Source organism: Nocardioides sp. Kera G14 (assembly GCF_020715565.1).
Classification (GTDB): Bacteria; Actinomycetota; Actinomycetes; order Propionibacteriales; family Nocardioidaceae; genus Nocardioides.
Genome location: NZ_CP085839.1, coordinates 2,483,606 through 2,502,698, shown reverse-complemented (window position 1 = coordinate 2,502,698; position 19,093 = coordinate 2,483,606). Strand labels below are relative to the sequence as shown.

General features: G+C 69.9%; 21 protein-coding genes. 7 read left to right on the top strand and 14 right to left on the bottom strand.

Annotated features, from left to right (window positions below):
- Window positions 1-2 precede the first annotated feature (2 nt).
- Window positions 3-1,121, top strand: a complete 1,119-nt coding sequence (gene dapC / locus LH076_RS12285; protein ID WP_227781016.1) for a succinyldiaminopimelate transaminase — start codon at window positions 3-5, stop codon at window positions 1,119-1,121.
- On the opposite strand, the gene LH076_RS12280 is transcribed toward dapC, so the two are convergent.
- Genes LH076_RS12280 through LH076_RS12270 form a run of 3 tightly spaced genes read right to left on the bottom strand, consistent with a single transcriptional unit; the run spans window position 1,102 to window position 3,403 of the window.
- Window positions 1,102-1,941: a hypothetical protein gene (locus LH076_RS12280; RefSeq protein WP_227781015.1), complete on the bottom strand. Its 840-nt coding sequence runs from the start codon at window positions 1,939-1,941 to the stop codon at window positions 1,102-1,104. The two genes, dapC and LH076_RS12280, sit on opposite strands and share 20 nt — an antisense overlap.
- A complete protein-coding gene (gene dapD / locus LH076_RS12275) occupies window positions 1,942-2,898 on the bottom strand; it encodes a 2,3,4,5-tetrahydropyridine-2,6-dicarboxylate N-succinyltransferase (protein ID WP_227781014.1) in 957 nt (318 codons plus the stop codon).
- Between the two features lie 22 nt (window positions 2,899-2,920).
- Complete coding sequence (locus tag LH076_RS12270; protein ID WP_227781013.1) at window positions 2,921-3,403, bottom strand: DinB family protein; 483 nt, start codon at window positions 3,401-3,403, stop codon at window positions 2,921-2,923.
- Window positions 3,404-3,609: 206 nt separating this feature from the next.
- Here LH076_RS12270 and ileS point away from each other — a divergent pair, with 206 nt between their 5' ends.
- The gene (gene ileS, locus LH076_RS12265; protein ID WP_227781012.1) at window positions 3,610-6,867 is read left to right on the top strand and encodes an isoleucine--tRNA ligase; all 3,258 of its coding nucleotides are present in this window, start codon (window positions 3,610-3,612) and stop codon (window positions 6,865-6,867) included.
- A 119-nt stretch (window positions 6,868-6,986) separates the two neighbouring features.
- On the opposite strand, the gene LH076_RS12260 is transcribed toward ileS, so the two are convergent.
- From LH076_RS12260 to LH076_RS12225, 8 genes are all read right to left on the bottom strand, one after another.
- Entirely contained in the window at window positions 6,987-8,507 is a 1,521-nt protein-coding gene (locus LH076_RS12260) for a leucyl aminopeptidase family protein (protein WP_227781010.1), read from the bottom strand.
- Window positions 8,500-8,667, bottom strand: coding sequence for a DUF3117 domain-containing protein (locus LH076_RS12255; RefSeq protein WP_227781008.1), 168 nt, complete (start codon window positions 8,665-8,667; stop codon window positions 8,500-8,502). Before LH076_RS12255 ends, LH076_RS12260 begins: the two co-directional genes overlap by 8 nt.
- A 69-nt stretch (window positions 8,668-8,736) precedes the next feature.
- A complete protein-coding gene (locus LH076_RS12250; protein WP_227781007.1) occupies window positions 8,737-9,456 on the bottom strand; it encodes a M14 family zinc carboxypeptidase in 720 nt (239 codons plus the stop codon).
- A 31-nt stretch (window positions 9,457-9,487) separates the two neighbouring features.
- Window positions 9,488-9,910, bottom strand: coding sequence for a hypothetical protein (locus tag LH076_RS12245; RefSeq protein WP_227781006.1), 423 nt, complete (start codon window positions 9,908-9,910; stop codon window positions 9,488-9,490).
- Window positions 9,911-9,924: 14 nt separating this feature from the next.
- Entirely contained in the window at window positions 9,925-10,236 is a 312-nt protein-coding gene (locus LH076_RS12240; RefSeq protein ID WP_227781005.1) for a DivIVA domain-containing protein, read from the bottom strand.
- Window positions 10,237-10,241: 5 nt separating this feature from the next.
- A complete protein-coding gene (locus tag LH076_RS12235) occupies window positions 10,242-10,964 on the bottom strand; it encodes a TIGR00730 family Rossman fold protein (protein ID WP_227781004.1) in 723 nt (240 codons plus the stop codon).
- Entirely contained in the window at window positions 10,961-12,028 is a 1,068-nt protein-coding gene (dapE, locus tag LH076_RS12230) for a succinyl-diaminopimelate desuccinylase (protein WP_227781003.1), read from the bottom strand. The genes LH076_RS12235 and dapE overlap by 4 nt, the downstream gene beginning before the upstream one ends.
- A gap of 4 nt (window positions 12,029-12,032) precedes the next feature.
- Window positions 12,033-12,680 carry an O-methyltransferase gene (locus LH076_RS12225; protein WP_227781002.1) on the bottom strand — a complete coding sequence of 216 codons (648 nt, stop codon included), beginning with the start codon at window positions 12,678-12,680 and terminating at the stop codon, window positions 12,033-12,035.
- 104 nt (window positions 12,681-12,784) lie between these two features.
- Between LH076_RS12225 and sigE the strand changes: the two genes are divergently transcribed.
- Genes sigE through LH076_RS12210 form a run of 3 tightly spaced genes read left to right on the top strand, consistent with a single transcriptional unit; the run spans window position 12,785 to window position 15,071 of the window.
- Window positions 12,785-13,369 carry an RNA polymerase sigma factor SigE gene (gene sigE, locus LH076_RS12220; RefSeq protein WP_227781000.1) on the top strand — a complete coding sequence of 195 codons (585 nt, stop codon included), beginning with the start codon at window positions 12,785-12,787 and terminating at the stop codon, window positions 13,367-13,369.
- Entirely contained in the window at window positions 13,366-13,800 is a 435-nt protein-coding gene (locus LH076_RS12215) for an anti-sigma factor family protein (protein ID WP_227780999.1), read from the top strand. Before sigE ends, LH076_RS12215 begins: the two co-directional genes overlap by 4 nt.
- Before the next feature lie 41 nt (window positions 13,801-13,841).
- Window positions 13,842-15,071, top strand: a complete 1,230-nt coding sequence (locus tag LH076_RS12210) for a S1C family serine protease (protein WP_227780998.1) — start codon at window positions 13,842-13,844, stop codon at window positions 15,069-15,071.
- Here the strand turns inward: LH076_RS12210 and LH076_RS12205 are convergent.
- Window positions 15,068-15,322 (bottom strand): helix-turn-helix domain-containing protein, encoded by a 255-nt coding sequence (locus LH076_RS12205; protein ID WP_227780997.1) that lies wholly within the window; start codon window positions 15,320-15,322, stop codon window positions 15,068-15,070. The genes LH076_RS12210 and LH076_RS12205 overlap by 4 nt on opposite strands.
- A gap of 111 nt (window positions 15,323-15,433) precedes the next feature.
- Between LH076_RS12205 and LH076_RS12200 the strand changes: the two genes are divergently transcribed.
- Both LH076_RS12200 and LH076_RS12195 read left to right on the top strand, forming a co-directional pair.
- Entirely contained in the window at window positions 15,434-16,090 is a 657-nt protein-coding gene (locus tag LH076_RS12200) for a hypothetical protein (protein WP_227780996.1), read from the top strand.
- Window positions 16,090-17,298 (top strand): hypothetical protein, encoded by a 1,209-nt coding sequence (locus LH076_RS12195; RefSeq protein WP_227780995.1) that lies wholly within the window; start codon window positions 16,090-16,092, stop codon window positions 17,296-17,298. Before LH076_RS12200 ends, LH076_RS12195 begins: the two co-directional genes overlap by 1 nt.
- Here LH076_RS12195 and LH076_RS12190 read toward each other — a convergent pair whose 3' ends face one another.
- A complete protein-coding gene (locus LH076_RS12190; RefSeq protein WP_227780994.1) occupies window positions 17,299-18,675 on the bottom strand; it encodes a hypothetical protein in 1,377 nt (458 codons plus the stop codon).
- Complete coding sequence (locus LH076_RS12185; protein WP_227780993.1) at window positions 18,672-19,040, bottom strand: hypothetical protein; 369 nt, start codon at window positions 19,038-19,040, stop codon at window positions 18,672-18,674. Before LH076_RS12185 ends, LH076_RS12190 begins: the two co-directional genes overlap by 4 nt.
- Window positions 19,041-19,093 lie beyond the last annotated feature (53 nt).

The following is a 19,093-nucleotide window of genomic DNA, read 5'->3' as shown; positions in this document are numbered from 1 at the left end:
TCGTGTACGAGGTCTCCCGTCAGCTGCCCGACTTCCCGTGGGACAAGCTGACGTCGTACGCCGACACCGCCCGCTCCCACGAGGGCGGCATCGTCGACCTCTCGGTCGGGACGCCCGTCGACCCGACTCCGACGGTCGTGCAGGCCGCCCTGATCGAGGCTGCTGACTCGCCCGGCTATCCCCTGACGATCGGCACGCGCGAGGTCCGGCAGGCGGCGATCGACTGGCTCGCGCGCAACCATGGCGTCACGTCGCTGACGCTCGATGCCGTGCTGCCGGTGATCGGCTCCAAGGAGTTGATCGCCTCGCTGCCGCTGCACCTCGGCGTCGGTCCGGGTGACCTGGTGGTCTACCCCGAGTTCGCATACCCGACCTACGAGGTGTCCGCCGCACTCGTCGGCGCCCGCGGCATGGCGAGTGACTCGCTCACCGCTCTGGGGCCGGCCGTGCCGAAGATTCTCTGGATCAACAGCCCCTCCAACCCGACCGGCAAGGTGCTCCCGCCCGAGCACCTCAAGAAGGTCGTGGAGTGGTGCCGCGAGCGCGGCACGCTGCTCGTCTCCGACGAGTGCTACATCGAGTGCGCCTGGGACGCGTCTCCCGTCTCGGTGCTCCACCCCGACATCTGCGGGGACTCCTACGACGGCGTCCTGGCCGTCCACTCGCTCTCGAAGCGCTCCAACCTCGCCGGCTACCGCTGCGCCTTCGTCGCCGGCGATCCGCGCGTGATCGGCGAGCTGCTCGCTGTCCGCAAGAACCTCGGCCTCCAGATGCCGATGCCGCAGCAGGTCGCCATGGTGGCGGCGCTCAACGACGACGAGCACGCGGCCGCCCAGGCGGAGGTCTACGCCGCCCGCCGGCTCAAGCTCCGGGCGGCGTTCGAGGCTGCCGGCTTCACGATCGACCACTCCGAGGCCTCGCTCTATCTCTGGGCGACGCGCGGCGAGAACTGCTGGGACACCGTCGCCTGGCTCGCCGAGCGCGGCATCCTCGCCGCCCCGGGCGACTTCTACGGCGTCGCCGGAGCGAACCACGTCCGCGTGGCCTTCACCGCCACCGACGAGCGCGTCGAGGCGGCCGTGGCCCGCCTCGCGGTTGAGGTCACTTCTCCGACTGCTTGACGGTCACCACGAGCTGGTCGCCGGCCGTGGAGGAGGACTTCCAGCCCTCGTCGCCGCTCCAGCGATGGCCGTCGTAGGCGACTGAGGCGACACCGAGACGGTTGGCGTAGGCGACCGCCCATTGCGCGATCGCCCATCCCGTGGTGCTCTTTCCGGGGCTCACAGTGATCGCGTGGCCGGTGATGACCGGCGTGCCGGCCGCGGCGCCGAAGGCGCTGACGATCCGGTCACGGACCGTTCCGACGGTGCCCACCTTGATCGACCCGAAGCGGCATGAGAAGGCCGCAGCACTCTGGCCGGTGAGCGAGGACGCCAGCGCCCGCGCACCGGGCTCGTGGTCGGCGTACGCATCGGGGAAGGCGCTGCGCTGCACCTTCTGGGCGGCGACCGTGATCTCCATCGTCTCGTAGCCGTCGATCTTGATGAGCGCGTCGTAGAACGCGTTCGTGGCGTACGTCGTGTTGAGCAGCTGCGTGCGTGAGCCCCAGCCCTGCGAGGGGCGCTGTTGGAAGAGACCGACGGAGTCGCGGTCGCCGTAGTCGATGTTGTAGAGCTTCGACTCCTGGTAGGCCGTGGCGAGCGCGATCGTGGCGGCCCGGGCCGGCAGGCCGCGCTTGATCGAGATCGAGGCGATGAGCGCCGCGTTGCGCGCCTGCTCCGGATTGACCCGCGCCTTGAGGTCGTTGGTGCCGTTGTCGACCTGGGCCAGGCACTCGTCGGGCAGCAGCTTGGCGGCCTGATCGCCGAACTCCCGCCACGCCACCGTCGCCGCGGCCGCCAGGAAGGCGACCACGACGACGGAGATGAGGAAGCGCTTCACCTAGTTGGCGTGGAGGGCCTCATTGAGGACGATGCCCTCGCCCTGCCACGGAACGGCCTCGATGGCGCCGGTGACCGAGTTGCGACGGAAGAGGATGTTGGAGGCGCCGGAGAGCTCTAGCGCCTTCTTCGTCGTCCCGTCCTGCATGGTCACCTTCGTGCCGGCGGTGATGTACGTGCCCGCCTCGACCACCGCGTCGTTGCCGAGGCTGATGCCGAGGCCGCTGTTGGCGCCCAGCAGGCAACGCTCGCCGATGGAGATCGTCTGCTTGCCGCCGCCGGACAGGGTGCCCATGATCGAGGCACCGCCGCCGACGTCGGAGCCGTTGCCGACCACGACGCCGGCGCTGATCCGGCCCTCGACCATGGATGCGCCGAGGGTGCCGGCATTGAAGTTCACGAAGCCCTCGTGCATCACCGTGGTGCCCTCGGCGAGGTGCGCACCGAGGCGCACACGGTCGGCGTCGGCGATGCGTACGCCGGCGGGGAGGACGTAGTCCACCATGCGCGGGAACTTGTCGACGCCGTAGACCGCCACCGTCCGCCCGGCGCCACGGAGCCGGGCGCGGGTCAGCTCGAAGCCCTCGATGGCGCACGGGCCCTCGGAGGTCCACGCGACGTTGGCGAGGAGACCGAAGATCCCGTCGAGATTGAGGGTGTGCGGCGCGGCCAGCCGCGTCGACAGCAGGTGGAGGCGGAGCCAGACGTCCTGCGTCGTCGTCGGCGCGACGTCGAGGTCGATGCTGACCAGTTCGACCTGCTTCTCGACCCGGCGCAGCTGGTCGGTGCCGGCCAGCGCGGCCAGCTCAGGGGCAGGCTTGGCGCCGTCCGGAGCCTCTCCGAGGGCCGGCGAGGGGAACCAGGCGTCGAGGACCTGCCTCTCGGACGAGGAGGTGTCGGCGACGTACGTCACGAGGGCGAAGCCCCAGGCGCTGCGTGGATTAACTGCGTGAGTCACGTGGCCCGACCTTATCGGAGTGTCAGAGGCCGGTCGCGCCGTCGATCACTTCGCGGAGGAGATCGGCGTGGCCACAGTGGCGGGCGTACTCCTCGACCATGTGGACGAGGACGTCGCGGAGGGGGGAGGACTCGCCGTGGCGATCGGTCCTCCGCTCACCCAAGGTCGCGTCGGTGAGGCCATCGAGCACGCCGTCGGCGTACTGGATCCACGCGCGCCAGCGCGCGAAGGCCTCCTCGACCGACTCCTGCCTCGGCGCGATGCGGTGGAAGCCACCCGTCGGGTCGTCATCGTCGAGGCGCTCCTCGTCGAGGTGCTCGTCGATGACCATCCGGAACCAGTAGTGCTCGACCCGCGCCATGTGGCGGACCAGACCGAGCAGGCTGAGGTCACTCGGCGGCACGGAGCAGGTGGCGAGCTGGTCCGGGGTGAGACCCGCGCACTGACGCTCGAGCGTCGAGCGGAAGTGGTCGAGGTATTCCCGATAGGTGGCCAGCTCGCTCATGGCCTAGACTTTTCCACAGCAGCGTTCGAGCCGTCATCAGCGGCGAGCTCCGGGAAGAAAGCCTCGGAAGGTCGAGGCAAGTAGAACCCGGCGGGTAAGCCCGTCACAGCAGTCAACGAGTGGGCTTCGAGGAGCCAACTGGGGTGGTACCGCGGCAGACGTCGTCCCCGGAGACGACGTACCGACCACCGCAGGAGACCCAGCCCATGGCCGAAGGCCGCTACCCCAAGGTCACCACCGACCCGACGAGCGCCGTTCCGGCGAGTCCGAAGTTCCCCGAGATCGAGGAGCGCGTGCTGGCCTACTGGAAGGACGACGACACCTTCCAGGCGTCCATCGATGCACGCGAGGCGGGGGAGAACGGCGCCAACGAGTTCGTCTTCTACGACGGCCCGCCGTTCGCCAACGGCCTGCCGCACTACGGCCACCTCCTGACCGGTTACGTCAAGGACATCGTCCCGCGCTACCAGACGATGAAGGGCCGCCGGGTCGAGCGCCGCTTCGGCTGGGACACCCACGGCCTGCCCGCCGAGCTCGAGGCGATGAAGCAGCTCGGCATCACCACCACCGACGAGATCCAGGCGATGGGCATCGACGTCTTCAACGACGCCTGCCGCGCCTCGGTGATGAAGTACGCCGACGTCTGGGAGGACTACGTCACCCGCCAGGCGCGCTGGGTCGACTTCGAGCACGACTACAAGACCCTCAACCCGGAGTACATGGAGTCGGTGATCTGGGCCTTCAAGTCGCTCTTCGACAAGGGCCTGATCTACGAGGGCTTCCGCGTCCTGCCCTACTGCTGGAACGACGAGACGCCGCTCTCCAACCACGAGCTGCGCATGGACGACGACGTCTACAAGATGCGCCAGGACCCGGCCGTCACCGTCGGCCTCTCAATCACGACGCCGGGCTCGTTCGAGGGGGTCAAGGCGGTCATCTGGACGACGACGCCGTGGACCCTGCCGGCCAACCTCGCGATCATGGTCGGCGAGGAGATCGAGTACGTCGTCGTCGAGTCCGACGTTCCGACCGGGTCGCCGGAGCGGTATCTCTTCGCTGCTGCACGGCTGTCGGCGTACAAGCGCGAGCTCTTCCCCGAGGCGGACGAGGCCACGATCACGTGGCGGGGCAAGGGATCCGACCTCGTCGGTCTCGTCTACGAGCCGCCGTTCTCCTACTACGAGGGCCATGCCAACGCCTTCCGGATCGTCGCCGCCAGCGACGCTGTGACGACCGACTCCGGTTCCGGCCTGGTCCACTCCGCCGGCGCCTTCGGTGAGATCGACAAGGAGGTCGTCGACCGTGAGGGCATCGAGGCCGTCATGCCGGTCGGCAAGGACGGGAAGTTCACCGCGCCGGTCGAGGCCTACAAGGGCCTGCTGGTCTTCGAGGCCAACAAGCCGATCATCCAGGACCTGAAGAACGTCTCGGGTCCTGTCACCGCCGGCACGGTTCTGGTGCGCCAGGAGTCCTACGAGCACTCCTACCCGCACTGCTGGCGCTGCCGCCAGCCGCTCATCTACAAGGGCGTGAGTTCGTGGTTCGTCGAGGTCACCGCGTTCAAGGAGCGGATGCTCGAGCTCAACCAGCAGATCCGGTGGACGCCCGAGCACATCAAGGACGGCCAGTTCGGCAAGTGGCTCGAGAACGCCCGTGACTGGTCGATCACCCGCAACCGCTTCTGGGGCTCGCCGGTTCCGGTGTGGAAGTCCGACAACGAGGACTATCCGCGGATCGACGTCTACGGCTCCTTCGAGGAGATCGAGCGCGACTTCGGCCGGCTTCCACTCAATGCGGCTGGGGAGCCTGACCTGCACCGTCCCTGGGTGGATGACCTGACCCGACCGAACCCCGATGACCCCACGGGCCAGTCGACGATGCGCCGTGTCGCCGACGTGCTCGACGTGTGGTTCGACTCCGGCTCGATGTCGTTCGCGCAGAACCACTACCCATTCGAGAACGCGGAGTGGTTCCACGGGACACTTGATGCCGGCGGCGTTCGCCGCGGCGGGCACTTCCCGGCCGACTTCATCGTCGAGTACATCGGCCAGACCCGCGGCTGGTTCTACATGCTGCACATCCTGGCGACGTCGCTCTTCGACAAGCCGGCCTTCCAGTCCTGCATCAGCCACGGCATCGTGCTCGGCTCCGATGGCCAGAAGATGTCCAAGTCGCTGCGCAACTACCCCGACGTCTCGGAGGTCTTCGACCGCGACGGCGCCGACGCGATGCGCTGGTTCCTGATGGCCTCGCCGATCCTGCGGGGCGGCAACCTGGTCGTCACCGAGCAGGGGATCCGCGACTCAGTGCGCCAGGTGATGATCCCGCTGTGGAACAGCTGGTACTTCTTCAGCCTCTACGCCAACGCCGCCTCGATCGACGCCGAGTGGTCGACCGACTCGGCCGACCCGCTTGACCGCTACATCCTCGCCAAGGCGCGTGAGTTCGTCGGTGCCTACACGACCGCGATGGACGGCTACGCGATCGCCGAGGCGTGCGAGGTCACCGGCGACTTCATCGACGTGCTGACCAACTGGTACATCCGCCGCTCCCGTGACCGGTTCTGGTCCGAGGACCGCGACGCATTCAACACGCTCTACACCGTGCTCGAGGTGACGACGCGGACGATCTCGCCGCTGCTCCCGTTGGTCTCCGAGGAGATCTGGCGAGGCCTCACCGGCGAGCGCTCGGTCCACCTTGCGGACCTGCCGACCGTCGACGAGCTCCCGGCCGACGATGCGCTGGTCGCCGCGATGGACGCGGTCCGCGACGTCTGCTCGACCACGTCGGCGCTGCGCAAGGCGCGCCGCCTGCGCAACCGCCTTCCTCTCGGCGGCCTGACGGTGGTCGGTCCGGAGCTCGCGGGCTTCGAGGAGCTTGTCGCCGACGAGGTCAACGTGAAGTCGGTCCGCGTCCTCACGGCCGACGCGCCGGAGGCCGCGGCCTACAGCGTGGAGCAGAAGCTCACCGTCAACGCCCGTGCGGCCGGGCCGCGCCTGGGCAAGGACGTCCAGCTGGCGATCAAGGGCTCGAAGTCCGGCGACTGGTCGGTCTCACCCTCAGGCGAGGTCGTCGCCGGTGGCCTCGCGCTGGTCGAGGGGGAGTACACCCTTGAGACGGTCGCGGGTGCGGAGTCCGACGAGTCCGCGGTGGCGATGCTGCCCGGCGGTGGCTTCGTCGTGCTCGACACGGTCGTGACGCCCGAGCTCGCCTCCGAGGGTCTCGCCCGCGACCTCATCCGCGCCGTGCAGAACGCCCGCAAGGAGGCCGGCCTCGACGTCAGCGACCGGATCAGCCTCGTCGTCGCTGGCGGTGGCGCGGTCCGCGAGGCGGCCACCACGCACGGCGAGCTGATCGCGCGCGAGACCCTCGCGACGTCGTACGACGTCACCGACCCGGCCGAGGGTGAGGCCGTCATGGTCGGCGACGGCGAGAGTGCCACCGTTTCCGTCACCAGGGCCTGACGCAACGGTCACCGTGACCCTTCGCAAAGGGTCACGGTGACCTTCTGCGCCACGGGTGACGCTTTGAAAGATCACTCTCCCCGCAAAGGGTCACGGTGACCCTTTGCTGCAGGCTCAGGTCAGGCAGACGGGGCGCCGGAGGCGAGCCAGGTGAGCAGCGTGCGGGCGCCGAAGCCGGTGGGGCCCTGCGTCCACTCCTCGCGGTCCGCCGGCGCGTCGCCGGTCGAGGCGATGTCGAGGTGCGCCCAGGGCAGGCCCCCCGTGAAGTGCTGCAGGAAGAGCGCAGCCGTGATCGAGCCGGGGCCACCGGCGCTGTTGTCGAGGTCGGCGACCTTGGAGGAGAGCTTCTCCTCGTAGAGGTCCGACAGCGGGAGTCGCCACCAGGCCTCGCCGGTCGCGGCACCGGCCTCACGCAGCCCCGCAGCGAGCGCATCAGCAGTCGCGTAGAGGCCACCGACCTGCTGACCGAGCGCCACCTTGACCGCACCGGTGAGGGTGGCGATATCGACCAGCACGTCGGGCTTGATCTCGCGGACGGCGTACGACAGGCCGTCGGCCAGGACGAGCCGGCCCTCAGCGTCGGTGTTGTTGATCTCCGACGTGAGCGCGGAGTCGTCGCCGGGGTAGTGCCGCAGCACGTCGCCGGGTCGCATCGCGCTGCCGGAGACCATGTTCTCGGCGAGGCAGAGGAGGCCGGTGACCTTGACCGGCACGTCGAGGTCGCGGAGCGCGCCCATCACGGAGAGCACGACGCCGGCGCCGGTCATGTCGCGCTTCATCGTGGACATGCCCTCGCCGGGCTTGAGGTTGTAGCCGCCGGAGTCGAAGGTGATGCCCTTGCCCACGAGGACGATCTGCGGGGTGCGACGGGTCGTCTTCGCCGGCGTGTAGTCGAGTCGGACGAACCGCGGTGGGTTCGCTGAGCCCTTGCCCACGCCCAGGATCCCGCCGAAGCCCTCGCGGGTCAGCGCCTTCTCGTCCCAGACCTTGATCTCGAGGCCCGAGGCCTTGGCCACCGCCTTCGCCTGCTCGGCGAGCCAGCGCGGGGACTTCAGGTTGGAGGGCACCGTCGCCAAGAAGCGGGCCTGCCATCCGGCGGCGGCGATCGCCACGGCACGATCCCGCAGGTCGGCGTACGTCGGCCCCAACTCGGCCAGGACGATGCTGCCCACCGGGGCGGTCGCAGGGCCGGCCGCGCGCCAGTCGAACGAGAACGACGCGAGCACCGCGCCGACGATGAACGGCTCGAGGCCGACGGTCGGGTCGACCGACGGGATGGTCGTGGCGACGCTCTCCCGGTCCCGCACCGCCCGGGCGAGAGCGGCGCCGGCACGACGGAAGTCGTCGCCCGACCCGGAGCCGAGACCCACGAGCAGCACGCGGCGCAACGCCGGGTTCAGCTCGGTCCCGCCCGGCACCGGCAGCACGACGACCTCCCCGGCCCTGCCGGTGGCCCGCTCCGACTCGAGCAGGCCGAGCAGGTCGATCTCGTCAGCCAGCGACGCGGAGCCGGGGCCGAGGATCAGGGAGTCGTCCTCGACCAACACGGGGAGAGCGACGACCTCCGCACCGGCGAGGTGCGGGTCACGCCCGTCGAGGGTGACGGTCGGGGGAGAGACCTGGGCGGGCAGGTCAGCCAAGGACAGCCTTGAGCGCATCGCCGAGGGTGTTGACCTCGTCGGCGTTGAGCTCGACCACGAGCCGGCCGCCGCCCTCAAGAGGGATACGCATGACGTATCCGCGGCCTTCCTTGGTGACTTCCATGTCACCGTCACCGGTGCGGGGCTTCATCGCCGCCATTGCGACCTCTTCCTCGACTCGTGGAACACGTTCTTCGGACTGCAATGATCCCACATGCCGGAAGCTGGGTCAGCGACGGGCGCCGAAGACACCCAGCAGTGCGCGGGGCGCGACCTTCGTCAGGTAGCGCGTCGTCGGGTGCGCGCCGAGCTCGACCGTGACGGCTGTGCCGGGGAACGACGCGTTGAACCACTGCGTGAGGTTGCCGTGACAGCCGCCGTGGCAGCTGAACGTCTTCCGCTTGAGTCCGAGCGCTCGGGCCAGGCGCTTGGCGAGTGCCTGGGACTTGGTGAGCCGGTCGACCCCGTCCAGCGGCTGGTGGAAGCTCACGACGGCGTCGGGACGCACCCGCCGCAGGAAGGCCATCATCGCCTGCGTCTCCGGCTCCGATCCTGCGCGCGAGCCCGAGTTGTAACGCCCCGTCATCCGACGCCACGACGCCGGGTAGTTGCGGTTGAGGTCGACGCCGTGGGCGTTCCAGCGCCGATGCCTCGCACGGCCGTCCGGGTTGAGGGTCGGGACGATCCAGACGTCGGCACCGGTGATCGCCCCGCCCCTGCGCAAGGAGGCCAGGATCCGCGTCGGAGCCGTCTCGTCGCCGTGCATGGCCGCCACCAGCACGACGGTCGGACCGGAGCCGGGCGAGCCGCCCAGATGGATCGCGCGGAGGGGCCGGCCCTCGACCGAGTGGCCGATCACCTCGACCTGCGCGGTCGTGGCCTGCGCAGGCGCGACGCCCGGCACGACGAGCAGTCCGAGGAGCAACAGTGCGATCCCGAGTGACCTCATGGAACCGATCCTGCCCGATGCGTGGAGGTCGTCAGACCTGGCTGGTCACATAGGCGAAGGTGAACCACGCGACGCCGAGGAAGAGGCCGACGTGGCCCCACAGCGAGAGCCACGGTGTCCTGGACCAGCTGTCCGCGGCCGTCGCCACCCGTGCAGCGCGCTTGCCGCGGGCGCGACTCGGCTTCCATCGCACGAGGATCACCAGGCCGCAGATCGCCACCACCCACCAGCAGCCGAGCCCGAGGACACCGACCAGCGAGCGCCAGTCAGCGTCCGTGTCGGAGAGCAGGAAGAGGAGCCACAGCACCAGGCCGACGCCTCCGAGCAGCGTGTGCAGCGCCAGCGTGAGGCCCGGGTGGCTCGCCCGCAGCCGGAGTCGGGTCAGCACCACGACCACGCCTGCGAGGAGGCTGAGGACGAGGGTGACGGTCAGGGCAACGGTGAGGTCGGGCACAACGGGGGGAGATGCTAGTCGGCGGTCGACCCGGTCGCCTCATCCGCAGGCGCCGGCGACGGCGCAGCGGCGTCAGGTCTCTGGCGCGCATCCAGCTCGTCGGCCAGCCGGGCGATCAGCGCGTCGACCTCCGAGGCCCGGTAGCCGACCAGCCCGACGGTGAACCGGATGCGTCGCAGATCCCGTGCCTCGAGGCGTCGGTCGGTCGGAACGAGGACGTCCCGCCGGTCGTCGTACGTCGGCGACAAGCCCTCTCCGCGGCCGGCTGCCACCACGGCGACTCCACCCATGATCAGCACCACGACGATGGCGAAGACCCACATCATCGCGATCAGTCCTCGCTGTCGCGGGCGGCGACCATGAGCGAAACCATCTCGTCGACGTCGTCGGTGAGGACGATCCGGTCGAGGTCGCTCTGGTTGATCCGGCCGTCGGCCAGCATGGACTCACGCATCCAGTCGATCAGGCCCTGCCACGCCGAGACGCCCATGAGCACGACGGGGAAGCTGGTGATCTTCTGCGTCTGGGCGAGCGTCAACGCCTCGAAGAGCTCGTCGAGGGTGCCGACGCCGCCGGGCAGGACGACGTAGCCCTGCGAGTACTTCACGAACATCGTCTTGCGCACGAAGAAGTAGCGGAAGTTGAGGCCGACGTCGACGTACTCGTTCAGCCGGGCCTCCCACGGCAGCTCGATGCCGAGGCCGATCGACTGCCCGCCCGCCTCCCGCGCGCCCCGGTTCGCCGCCTCCATCGCGCCGGGTCCGCCGCCGGTGATGACGGTGAAGCCCGCCTCGGTCAGCGCCTCGCCGACACGGATGCCCAGCTCGTAGTGCGGGTGGTCGGCCGGAGTGCGCGCCGAGCCGAAGACGGAGATGGCCGGACCGAGCTCGGCGAGCTCGTCGAAGGCCTCGATGAACTCCGCCTGGATCTTCATCACCCGCCAGGCATCGGTGTGGTGCCAGCCGGCCGGCCCACGGCTCTCGAGCAGGCGCTCGTCGGCGGTCGTGCCCGGCCGGCGCTCGCTGATCCGCGGTCCGTTGAAGCTGCTCCTCATGAGCTCTCTCCCAACCACGCCACGAGGGCGCGCTCACAGTGCTCGATCTGGGCGACCGGCACCGACTCGTCAGCCTTGTGGGCGAGCATCGGGTCACCCGGCCCGAAGTTCACCGCAGGGATCCCGAGAGTCGTGAAACGGGCGACGTCGGTCCAGCCGAACTTCGGCGCGACGGTCCCGCCCACCGCCTCGATGAACGCCCTGGCGGCCGGCCGGTCGAGCCCGGGAAGGGCTCCCGGTGCCGAGTCGGTCACCACGACGTCGTACGGCGCGAAGAACTGCTCGACGAAGGCCAGGGCCTCGGCCTCGGAGCGGTCGGGGGCGAAGCGATGGTTGACCGTGACGACGCACTCGTCCGGGATGACGTTGCCCGCGACCCCGCCGCTGATGAAGACCGCGTTGAGGCCCTCGTGATAGGTCAGCCCGTCGATGACGGGCTGTCGTGCCTCGTAGCCCTCGAGCCGCGTCAGGATGTCGGCGGCGGCGTGGATCGCGTTGCTTCCCGCCCAGCTGCGGGCACTGTGGGCACGCTCACCGGTCGTGCGCACCTCGACCCGGAGCGTGCCCTGGCAACCGGCCTCGACACCGGCGTTGGACGGCTCCATCAGGATGGCGAAGTCGGCGGCCAGCAGGTCGGGATGTGACTGGGTCAGCCGGTTGAGACCGTTGAGCTCGGCCTCGATCTCCTCGCACTCGTAGAGCACGAAGGTGAGGTCACGGTTGGGCTCCGGCAGAGTCGCGGCGAGTCGGAGGATGACCGCGTCGCCACCCTTCATGTCGCAGCTGCCGAGCCCGTGCAGCACGCCGTCCTCGAGGCGGGACGGCAGGTTGTCGTTGACCGGCACGGTGTCGAGGTGGCCGGCGATGAGGACCCGCTCGTCACGGCCGAGCCCGGTCCGCGCGACGAGTGTGTTGCCCACCCGCGTGACGGTCAGGTGGGGCAGAGCCTGCAGGGCGGACTCGACCGCGTCGGTGATCGCCGCCTCGTCACGACTGACGGACTCGATGTCGACGAGCGACCGGGTGAGCGTGACGACGTCACTGGTCAGGTCGAGCGTGGGCATGGCCCTAGTCTGCCGTCCACTCCTTCTTGCCCAGCAGGAGCCCGTCGCCGATGGGGAGCAGGAGTGGGACGAGGCCCTCGTGCGCCGCGATCGTGCGGCCGAGCTCACGCACGGCGGCCGTCTCGCTGTCGCGCTGTGACGGGTCCGGGACCCGACCACCCCAGAGCGCGTTGTCGAAGGCCACCACCCCACCGGGGCGGAGGAGTCGGAGCGCCTCGGTGAGGCAGGCGTCGGCCTCCTCGATGTCGGCGTCGACGAACATCAGGTCGTAGTGGCCGTCGGTCAGTCGGGTGAGCACGTCGAGGGCGGCGCCGCTGATCGTGCGGGCGCGCTGCGCCGGGATGCCGGCGTCGGTGAACGTCTGCCGGGCCAGGCGCTGGCTCTCGGCCTCGATGTCGATCGACGTGAGTACGCCGTCGGCCCGCATGCCACGCAGCAGCCAGAGCCCGGAGACGCCGGTCCCCGTGCCGACCTCGACGACCGCGCGGGCATCGAGGACAGAGGCGAGGAAGCGCAGTGCGCCACCCACGCCGGGGCTCACCGGCGTGATGCCGACCGCCGCAGCCCGCTCGCGCGCGGCCGCGAGGACCTCGTCCTCGGGGACGAACTCGTCGGCGTAGATCCAGCTCGCAGCACTGATCGGGTCACTCACGCGGCCCAACCTAATGGTTGGGGAACGATGGGGTGAGGATCTGCGTTGGTGTCTCGTGAATGACTCTTGGGGTCTGTTCAGGAAGGCTGGCTAGCGTGGAAAGCATGGAAGCGACGTCGATCGCCGGGTCTGTCCCGAGCTGGGACGAGATCGTCGAGCTGCACTCGGACCGGGTCTTCCGCCTCGCCTATCGGCTGACCGGCAACCGGCCCGACGCCGAGGACCTCACCCAGGAGGTCTTCGTTCGGGTCTTCCGTTCGCTCGACACCTACACGCCCGGCACCTTCGAGGGCTGGCTGCACCGCATCACCACCAACCTCTTCCTCGACCAGGCCCGGCGGAAGCAGCGCATCCGGTTCGACGCGCTGAGCGACGAGCGGGCCGACAAGCTCGCCTCGACGACGCCGACGCCTGACCTGGCCTTCACGGACCAGCGCTTCGACGACGACATCGAGGCCGCCCTCCAGGCGCTGCCGCCTGACTTCCGGGCCGCCGTCGTGCTGTGTGACGTGGAGGGCCTGTCGTACGACGAGATCGCCCAGATCCTCGGCGCCAAGCTGGGCACGGTCCGGTCCCGGATCCACCGCGGCCGCTCGATGCTCCGCGATGCGCTCGCCCACCGCGCACCGAAGGCGGGACGCCTGCGCTACTCGGGCCCCAAGGTGCTCGGCTGGGGATCCAACTCATGAGCCTGCTCGGCGGCCACCTCGGCGACCGCGTCTCGGCATTGCTCGACGGCCAGCTCTCGGAGGCGGAGACCGAGCGCGCCTGGGCCCATGCCAACGAGTGCCATGCCTGCCGGGAGCTCGTCGAGCGCGAGGGCTGGATCAAGCGGCGGCTGGCGGGTCTGACCTACGACCCGGCAGCGGCCTCCGACGGGCTCAAGGGTTCGCTGATGGGTGCCGCCCACTGCGAGCCGGGCTCCTTCTTCGGTCCCGAACACCAGCGCCGCAACGTCGCCCTCGCCACCATCGGAGGCACTGCCGTCGGCGCCGCAGTGATGGGCGTCCTGGCGCTCGGTGCCGCGCCCGCCTCCGCCCCCACGATCGAGCGCCCCACCACGGCCTCCACGTGGACGAGTCCCTCGGCGACTCCCGTCGTCGACGCGCGTCGTCACTGACGCTGCGCCGAACTGTTGGCGGCCCGCGCCACAATGCTCAGGTGAGCGAGCCGACGACTGACCCGTGGGGTCAGCCCCTCCCGCAGCACCCGCACCACCCTCCACAGATGGCGGTGCCGGCTCCTGAGCCGCGGCCGAAACGGGCGCGGCCGAGCCGCTGGGTGTGGCCGGCCGTCCTGGTGCTGGGTCTTCTCGCCGGCATCGTCGGGGGAGCCGGTGGTGCAGCGCTCTGGGAGCGCTACGCGCCCGACGACTGGCGCGACGACACCTCCAGCTCGGTGACCGGCCTGAGCGGTTCCACCACGGTCAGCCAGGCCCCGATCGATCCCGACGACGCGAGTGTCGCCAACGTCGCCCAGGCGCTGCTGCCCTCCACCGTCCAGATCATCGCCGAGTACGCAGGGGAGGACGACGGGGCCACCGGCTCCGGCTTCGTCTTCGACACCGAGGGCCACATCGTCACGAACAACCACGTCGTGGCGTCGGCTGCGAAGGACAAGGGTCCCGTCTACGTCGTCGACACGGCAGGCCACAAGGAGAAGGCGACCATCGTCGGTCGTTCCTCCGTCTACGACATCGCGGTGCTCGACGTGCCGGGCGCCAAGGACCTCAAGCCCGCCTCGCTGGGCGCCGCCGCGGCGCTGCGCATCGGTGAGCCGGTCGTCGCCTTCGGGTCGCCGCTCGGGCTCTCCGCGACCGTGACGTCGGGCATCGTCTCGGCGCTCAACCGTCCGGTCACGACGGGTGAGTCGGCCGACGACCTCAGCTACATCAACGCCGTGCAGACCGACGCCGCGATCAACCCCGGCAACTCGGGCGGCCCGCTGGTCAACCTGCTCGGCCAGGTGGTGGGCGTGAACAGCGCGATCGCGACCGCGGGCGGCACTACGCAGGGTGAGGCCGGCAACATCGGCGTCGGCTTCGCGATCCCCATCGAGCAGGTGAAGATCACCGCCGAACAGCTCCTGACGACCGGCAAGGCGTCGTACCCGATCATCGGGGCCAAGGTGCAGACGGGGACCGATGATCCGGCAGGTGATGGTGCGGAGGTCATCTCGGTCGACGACGGTACGCCGGCGGCGAAGGCGGGTCTGGCCAAGGGCGACATCGTCACGGCCGTCGATGGTCAGCGGATCACCGACGGCATCGGTCTCATCGTCGCGATCCGGACTCACCAGCCGGGGGAGACGGTCGAGTTCACCGTCAACAGTGCGGGCAGGACGAAGAAGGTCAGCGTGAAACTCGCGGGGGTCTCCGACCCCGCCAGCTAGCTGACCGCGTCCTCCGTGGCGAGTGTCTCCGAGTCGGCGAACGGGTGCGCGGCCACGAACGACTGGGTCTCGTCGTAGAGACCGGCGATGAAGTCCTCGAGCTTCGAGGCCTCCACCCGCCACTGCCCGCGCCCGCCCAGTTTGATCGCAGGCAGCTCTCCGCGGCGCACCAGGGCGTAGACCTGGGCGCTGGAGGTGTTGAGGACCTCCGCAACGTCGGCGAGGGTCAGGAATCGAGGGGCTCCTGGCATGGGAACCATGTAACCATCCCAGCCCAATCCATCCCTGCGCGGACTGGTGCAGCCTGTGGATAACTCACAGGACACTGACATGTCGCCTCGGATGAGGCCATGATGAGCCGCGTGACGAGAAGAACTCTCGGGCTTGTCACGGCGTCCGGTGCTCCGCGGGCGATCCGTGCCTCACGCGCAGGATGGCGTGACCCCCGACTCTGGGTGGGAGTGGCGATCGTGGCCGTCTCGGTCATCGCCGGCGCGAGGCTGATGGCGTCGGCCGACGATACGGTGGGTGTCAGCGTGGCCCGGACGGACATCGCCGCCGGGACACGGATCGACGCCGTCGATCTCGACACCGTCCAGGTGAAGCTCTCCGACGAGGTGCTGCGCACCCTCATCGGGCCGTCGACCGACCTCGGCAAGAACACCGTGTTCACCCGCCCGGTCGGTGCGGGCGAGCTGGTTCCGCTCGCGGCGCTCGGCACGTCGCAGGGACTGGTCGAGGTGCCGCTCTCGGTCGAGCCCGAGCAGGTGCCGCCGGGTGTCCGCGCCGGAGCGGTCGTGGACGTCTACGTCCTCCAGAAGGGGGAGCGCACCTCCATCTCCGCCGAGCCGGCACTCGCCTCGGCCAGTGTCGTCGCCGCTCCGGACCCCGCGGACGCGCTCGTGGCCACCGGGAAGCGTCAGCTCGTCGTCGCCGTGCCGGAGTCGGACGCCCGCGCCTATCTCGCCACCGTGGGTGCGGCCGATCAGGCCGTCGTCACCGTCGTACGGCGGCAGTGATGGCCCGCCACACCGTGCTCGTGGTGGCTGCCGGTGCGATGTGGGAGTCCGACGCGCTGGCGCTCCTCGACAGGTCCCCGGAGCTCGTCCTGCTCAAGCGGTGCGTCGATGTCGACGACCTTCTCGGCACGATCGCCGCCGGACAGGCCGAGATCGCGCTCGTCGGGATCGACACCCCGGGGCTCGACAGCGACGCGGCGGCACGGGCCGCTGACGCGGGCGTCCGGCTCGTCGCCGTACTCCCGCAGGGGCATGAGGCCGCGGCGAGCCGTGCCTCGCAGATCGGCATCGCGCTGACGGTCGAGGACTCCGATCTCGCTCAGCTCCCGCGCCTGCTCGCCGAGCGGCCGGCGCCGATGGCACGGCACGCTCCCGTCGAGCCCGTGCCGGCGGAGGAGGTGGAGGCGGCCACACCGGGTCGAGTGATCACGGTGTGGGGGACCGGTGGGGCGCCGGGGCGTTCGACGGTCGCCGCCGGTCTCGCGGCGCTGCTGGCCCGGCGGGGCACGACCGTGACGTTGGTCGACGCCGACCCGGCAGGCGGGACACTCGGACAGCAGCTGGGGGTCCTCGACGAGGTCTCCGGTCTCCTCGCGGTGTCGCGGCTGGCGACCGCCGGGCGACTCGAGGAGCACTGGCCCTCGGCGGCACGGGCGGTCTCGGACCGGATGGTCGTCGTCACCGGTCTGCCGCGTGCGACCCGCTGGCGGGAGGTGCCCGCCGGCGTGCTGACCGCCCTGGCCTCGAGCGCAGCGCGGGAGGGCTGGGTCGTGATCGACGCGGGCGCGGGCCTCGAGGGTGACGGTGACCGGCTCACGATGGAGGCGTTGGAGGTCGCCGACGACGTGCTCGTCGTCGCCACGGCCGAGCCGATCGGTCTGGGCCGGTTGGCACGTGCCCTGGTCGACCTGGCCGACCAGGTCGCGAAGCCCGCACGGGTCCTGGTCAACCGGCAGCGCAGATCCCTCGGGGCCTCTGATGACGAGGTCGCCGGGCTCGTCCAGCAGACGTCGCATCCGCTTGCGATCCATCTCCTGCCCGAGGACCGTGTCGCCGTCGACAAGGCACTGCTGGCGGCCACGGCGGTGACCGAAGGGGCACCCGACTCCGCTCTGGCGCGGGCACTCGGCCAGGTCCTGGACGCGCTCGCCCCGGAGCTCGTCGGACGCACCCGTCCGCGAAGGGGACGTCGCCGGCTCAGCTCCTGATCACGCGGAGAAGAGCAGGTACAGCCCGCCGGCGGTGAAGCCGACCATGGCGAAGAGCAGCGGCAGCTGACCCGTGACCTGGTGCTGCTTCGGCAGCAGCTTGATCGAGCGGTCGTGGGCCGCCACGACGCCGAGGACGTGACCGATCACGACGGCGCCCACCTTGATGTTCGCGAGCAGTGTCGGGTGATAGGCGAAGTAGTAGTCGACCGACCAGTTCGCGGTGCCGAACCAGTTGGCTCCGGTGGAGAACGGGTCGCTCGCCTTGATCAGGGTGGCCTCGCCCGCCTCCAGCAGGTAGGAGAGGTAGTGGGCGATCACGTAGGCGACGATGATCGGCAGGATCGAGTGGGCGAAGGCCGCCGGCAGCGTACGTCGACGGGTGCCCGGCCCCACGCCCGTGGCCATCGTCGCACCGGTGAAGATGAGTCCGACGAGGAGGCACATCCCCAGCAGGGCAAGGAAGTTCGCCGTCGTCGGTGCCCAGCTGTGCCGGTTGAGGAAGTCGGTCCCCTGGAAGAACTTCACCCACGTGGTGGAGTCCTTGAAGGAGTCGAAGGCCGTCGATCCGAAGAGGACCGCCGCGACGGCGACGAGGCCGGGCCGCGGCACGACGGTGTCCAGGTTGGCGAGGGGGGACCGCATCCACAGCCGCCGCTCGGTCGCGCTGCGCCGGCCCCAGACGGACAGCTTCGCGGCGAGTGAGCTGTAGACCTCGAACGGATCGGCGCGCGCGTAGAAGACGTTGCCCCACAGGGCTCCGCCGACCAGCATGAGGGCGACGTACACCGCACACCAGAGGCGGACGGGTCCCAGCTCGGTGGAGTAGGGGTAGACGAGCTCCATCCACACGAAGGCGAAGAGGCCGATCGCGGCGGGCCAGTGGCCGAGCTTCTCGGGATAGGCGTAGAGGCCCCGCTCCGGGTCGTTGCCGGAGAGACGGGAGAGCAGGCCGTTGATCGTGCGGACCGGACTGATCGCCTTCCACACCGGGCCGAAGAGCACCGACAGCGGGACGAGCGCGACCCACCACCACACGTAGAAGATGCCGAACAGCGGGTTGGTGAGCAGGTCCTTGCCGAAGATCGCGACCATCGCCGTGTACAGGAAGAGCAGCATCCCGACGACCCGCCACACGACGTGCCAGGCACGGGAGTCGACGAGCGCGGCGAGCTCGATCGGGGCCGGGCGGCCGGTGCGGGCCTCGTCGTACCGCGGCGTCCGCCACGCCAGCGCGAGGACGGAGAACGAGAGCACGAGGGCGGCGACGGCTCCGGCGATCGCGAGCTCACGCGGGATCGGGAGGTCGCGTGCGCCACCGATCCCGTGCAGCGGCAGCGCGCCGACGATCTGCGGCAGGGCCGCGGCCAAGGTCACTGGACCTGGAGCTGGACGATCGTCTTGTCCAGGGCGTGCGACTCGACCTCGATGATGCCGGCGTGGTCGAAGGTGCCGACGTCGAGCGTGGTCGTGCCCTTGGTGTACTCCAGCTCCTTCTCCGGGTCGGAGTGGACGTGGATCTCGCCGGCGGAGTCGGCGGTGACGACGAACTGGACCGGCTGACCGATCTTCACGTCGACGCGGTCGCCATTGGGTGTGATGGTGGTGCCCTGCACGCTGATGGCGATCTTCTTCGTCGGCAGCGGGGTCGAGGTGGAGCTGGTGTCGGACGCCGAGCCGCAGGCCGTCAGCCCGAGAAGCGCGACGAGCGCGGTGAGAACGACGACGATCGGGCGCAACACTCTGCCAGAATCGCATGCGAGTCTGAGAGGGGACCAAGAGCCCCGGAAAGCGA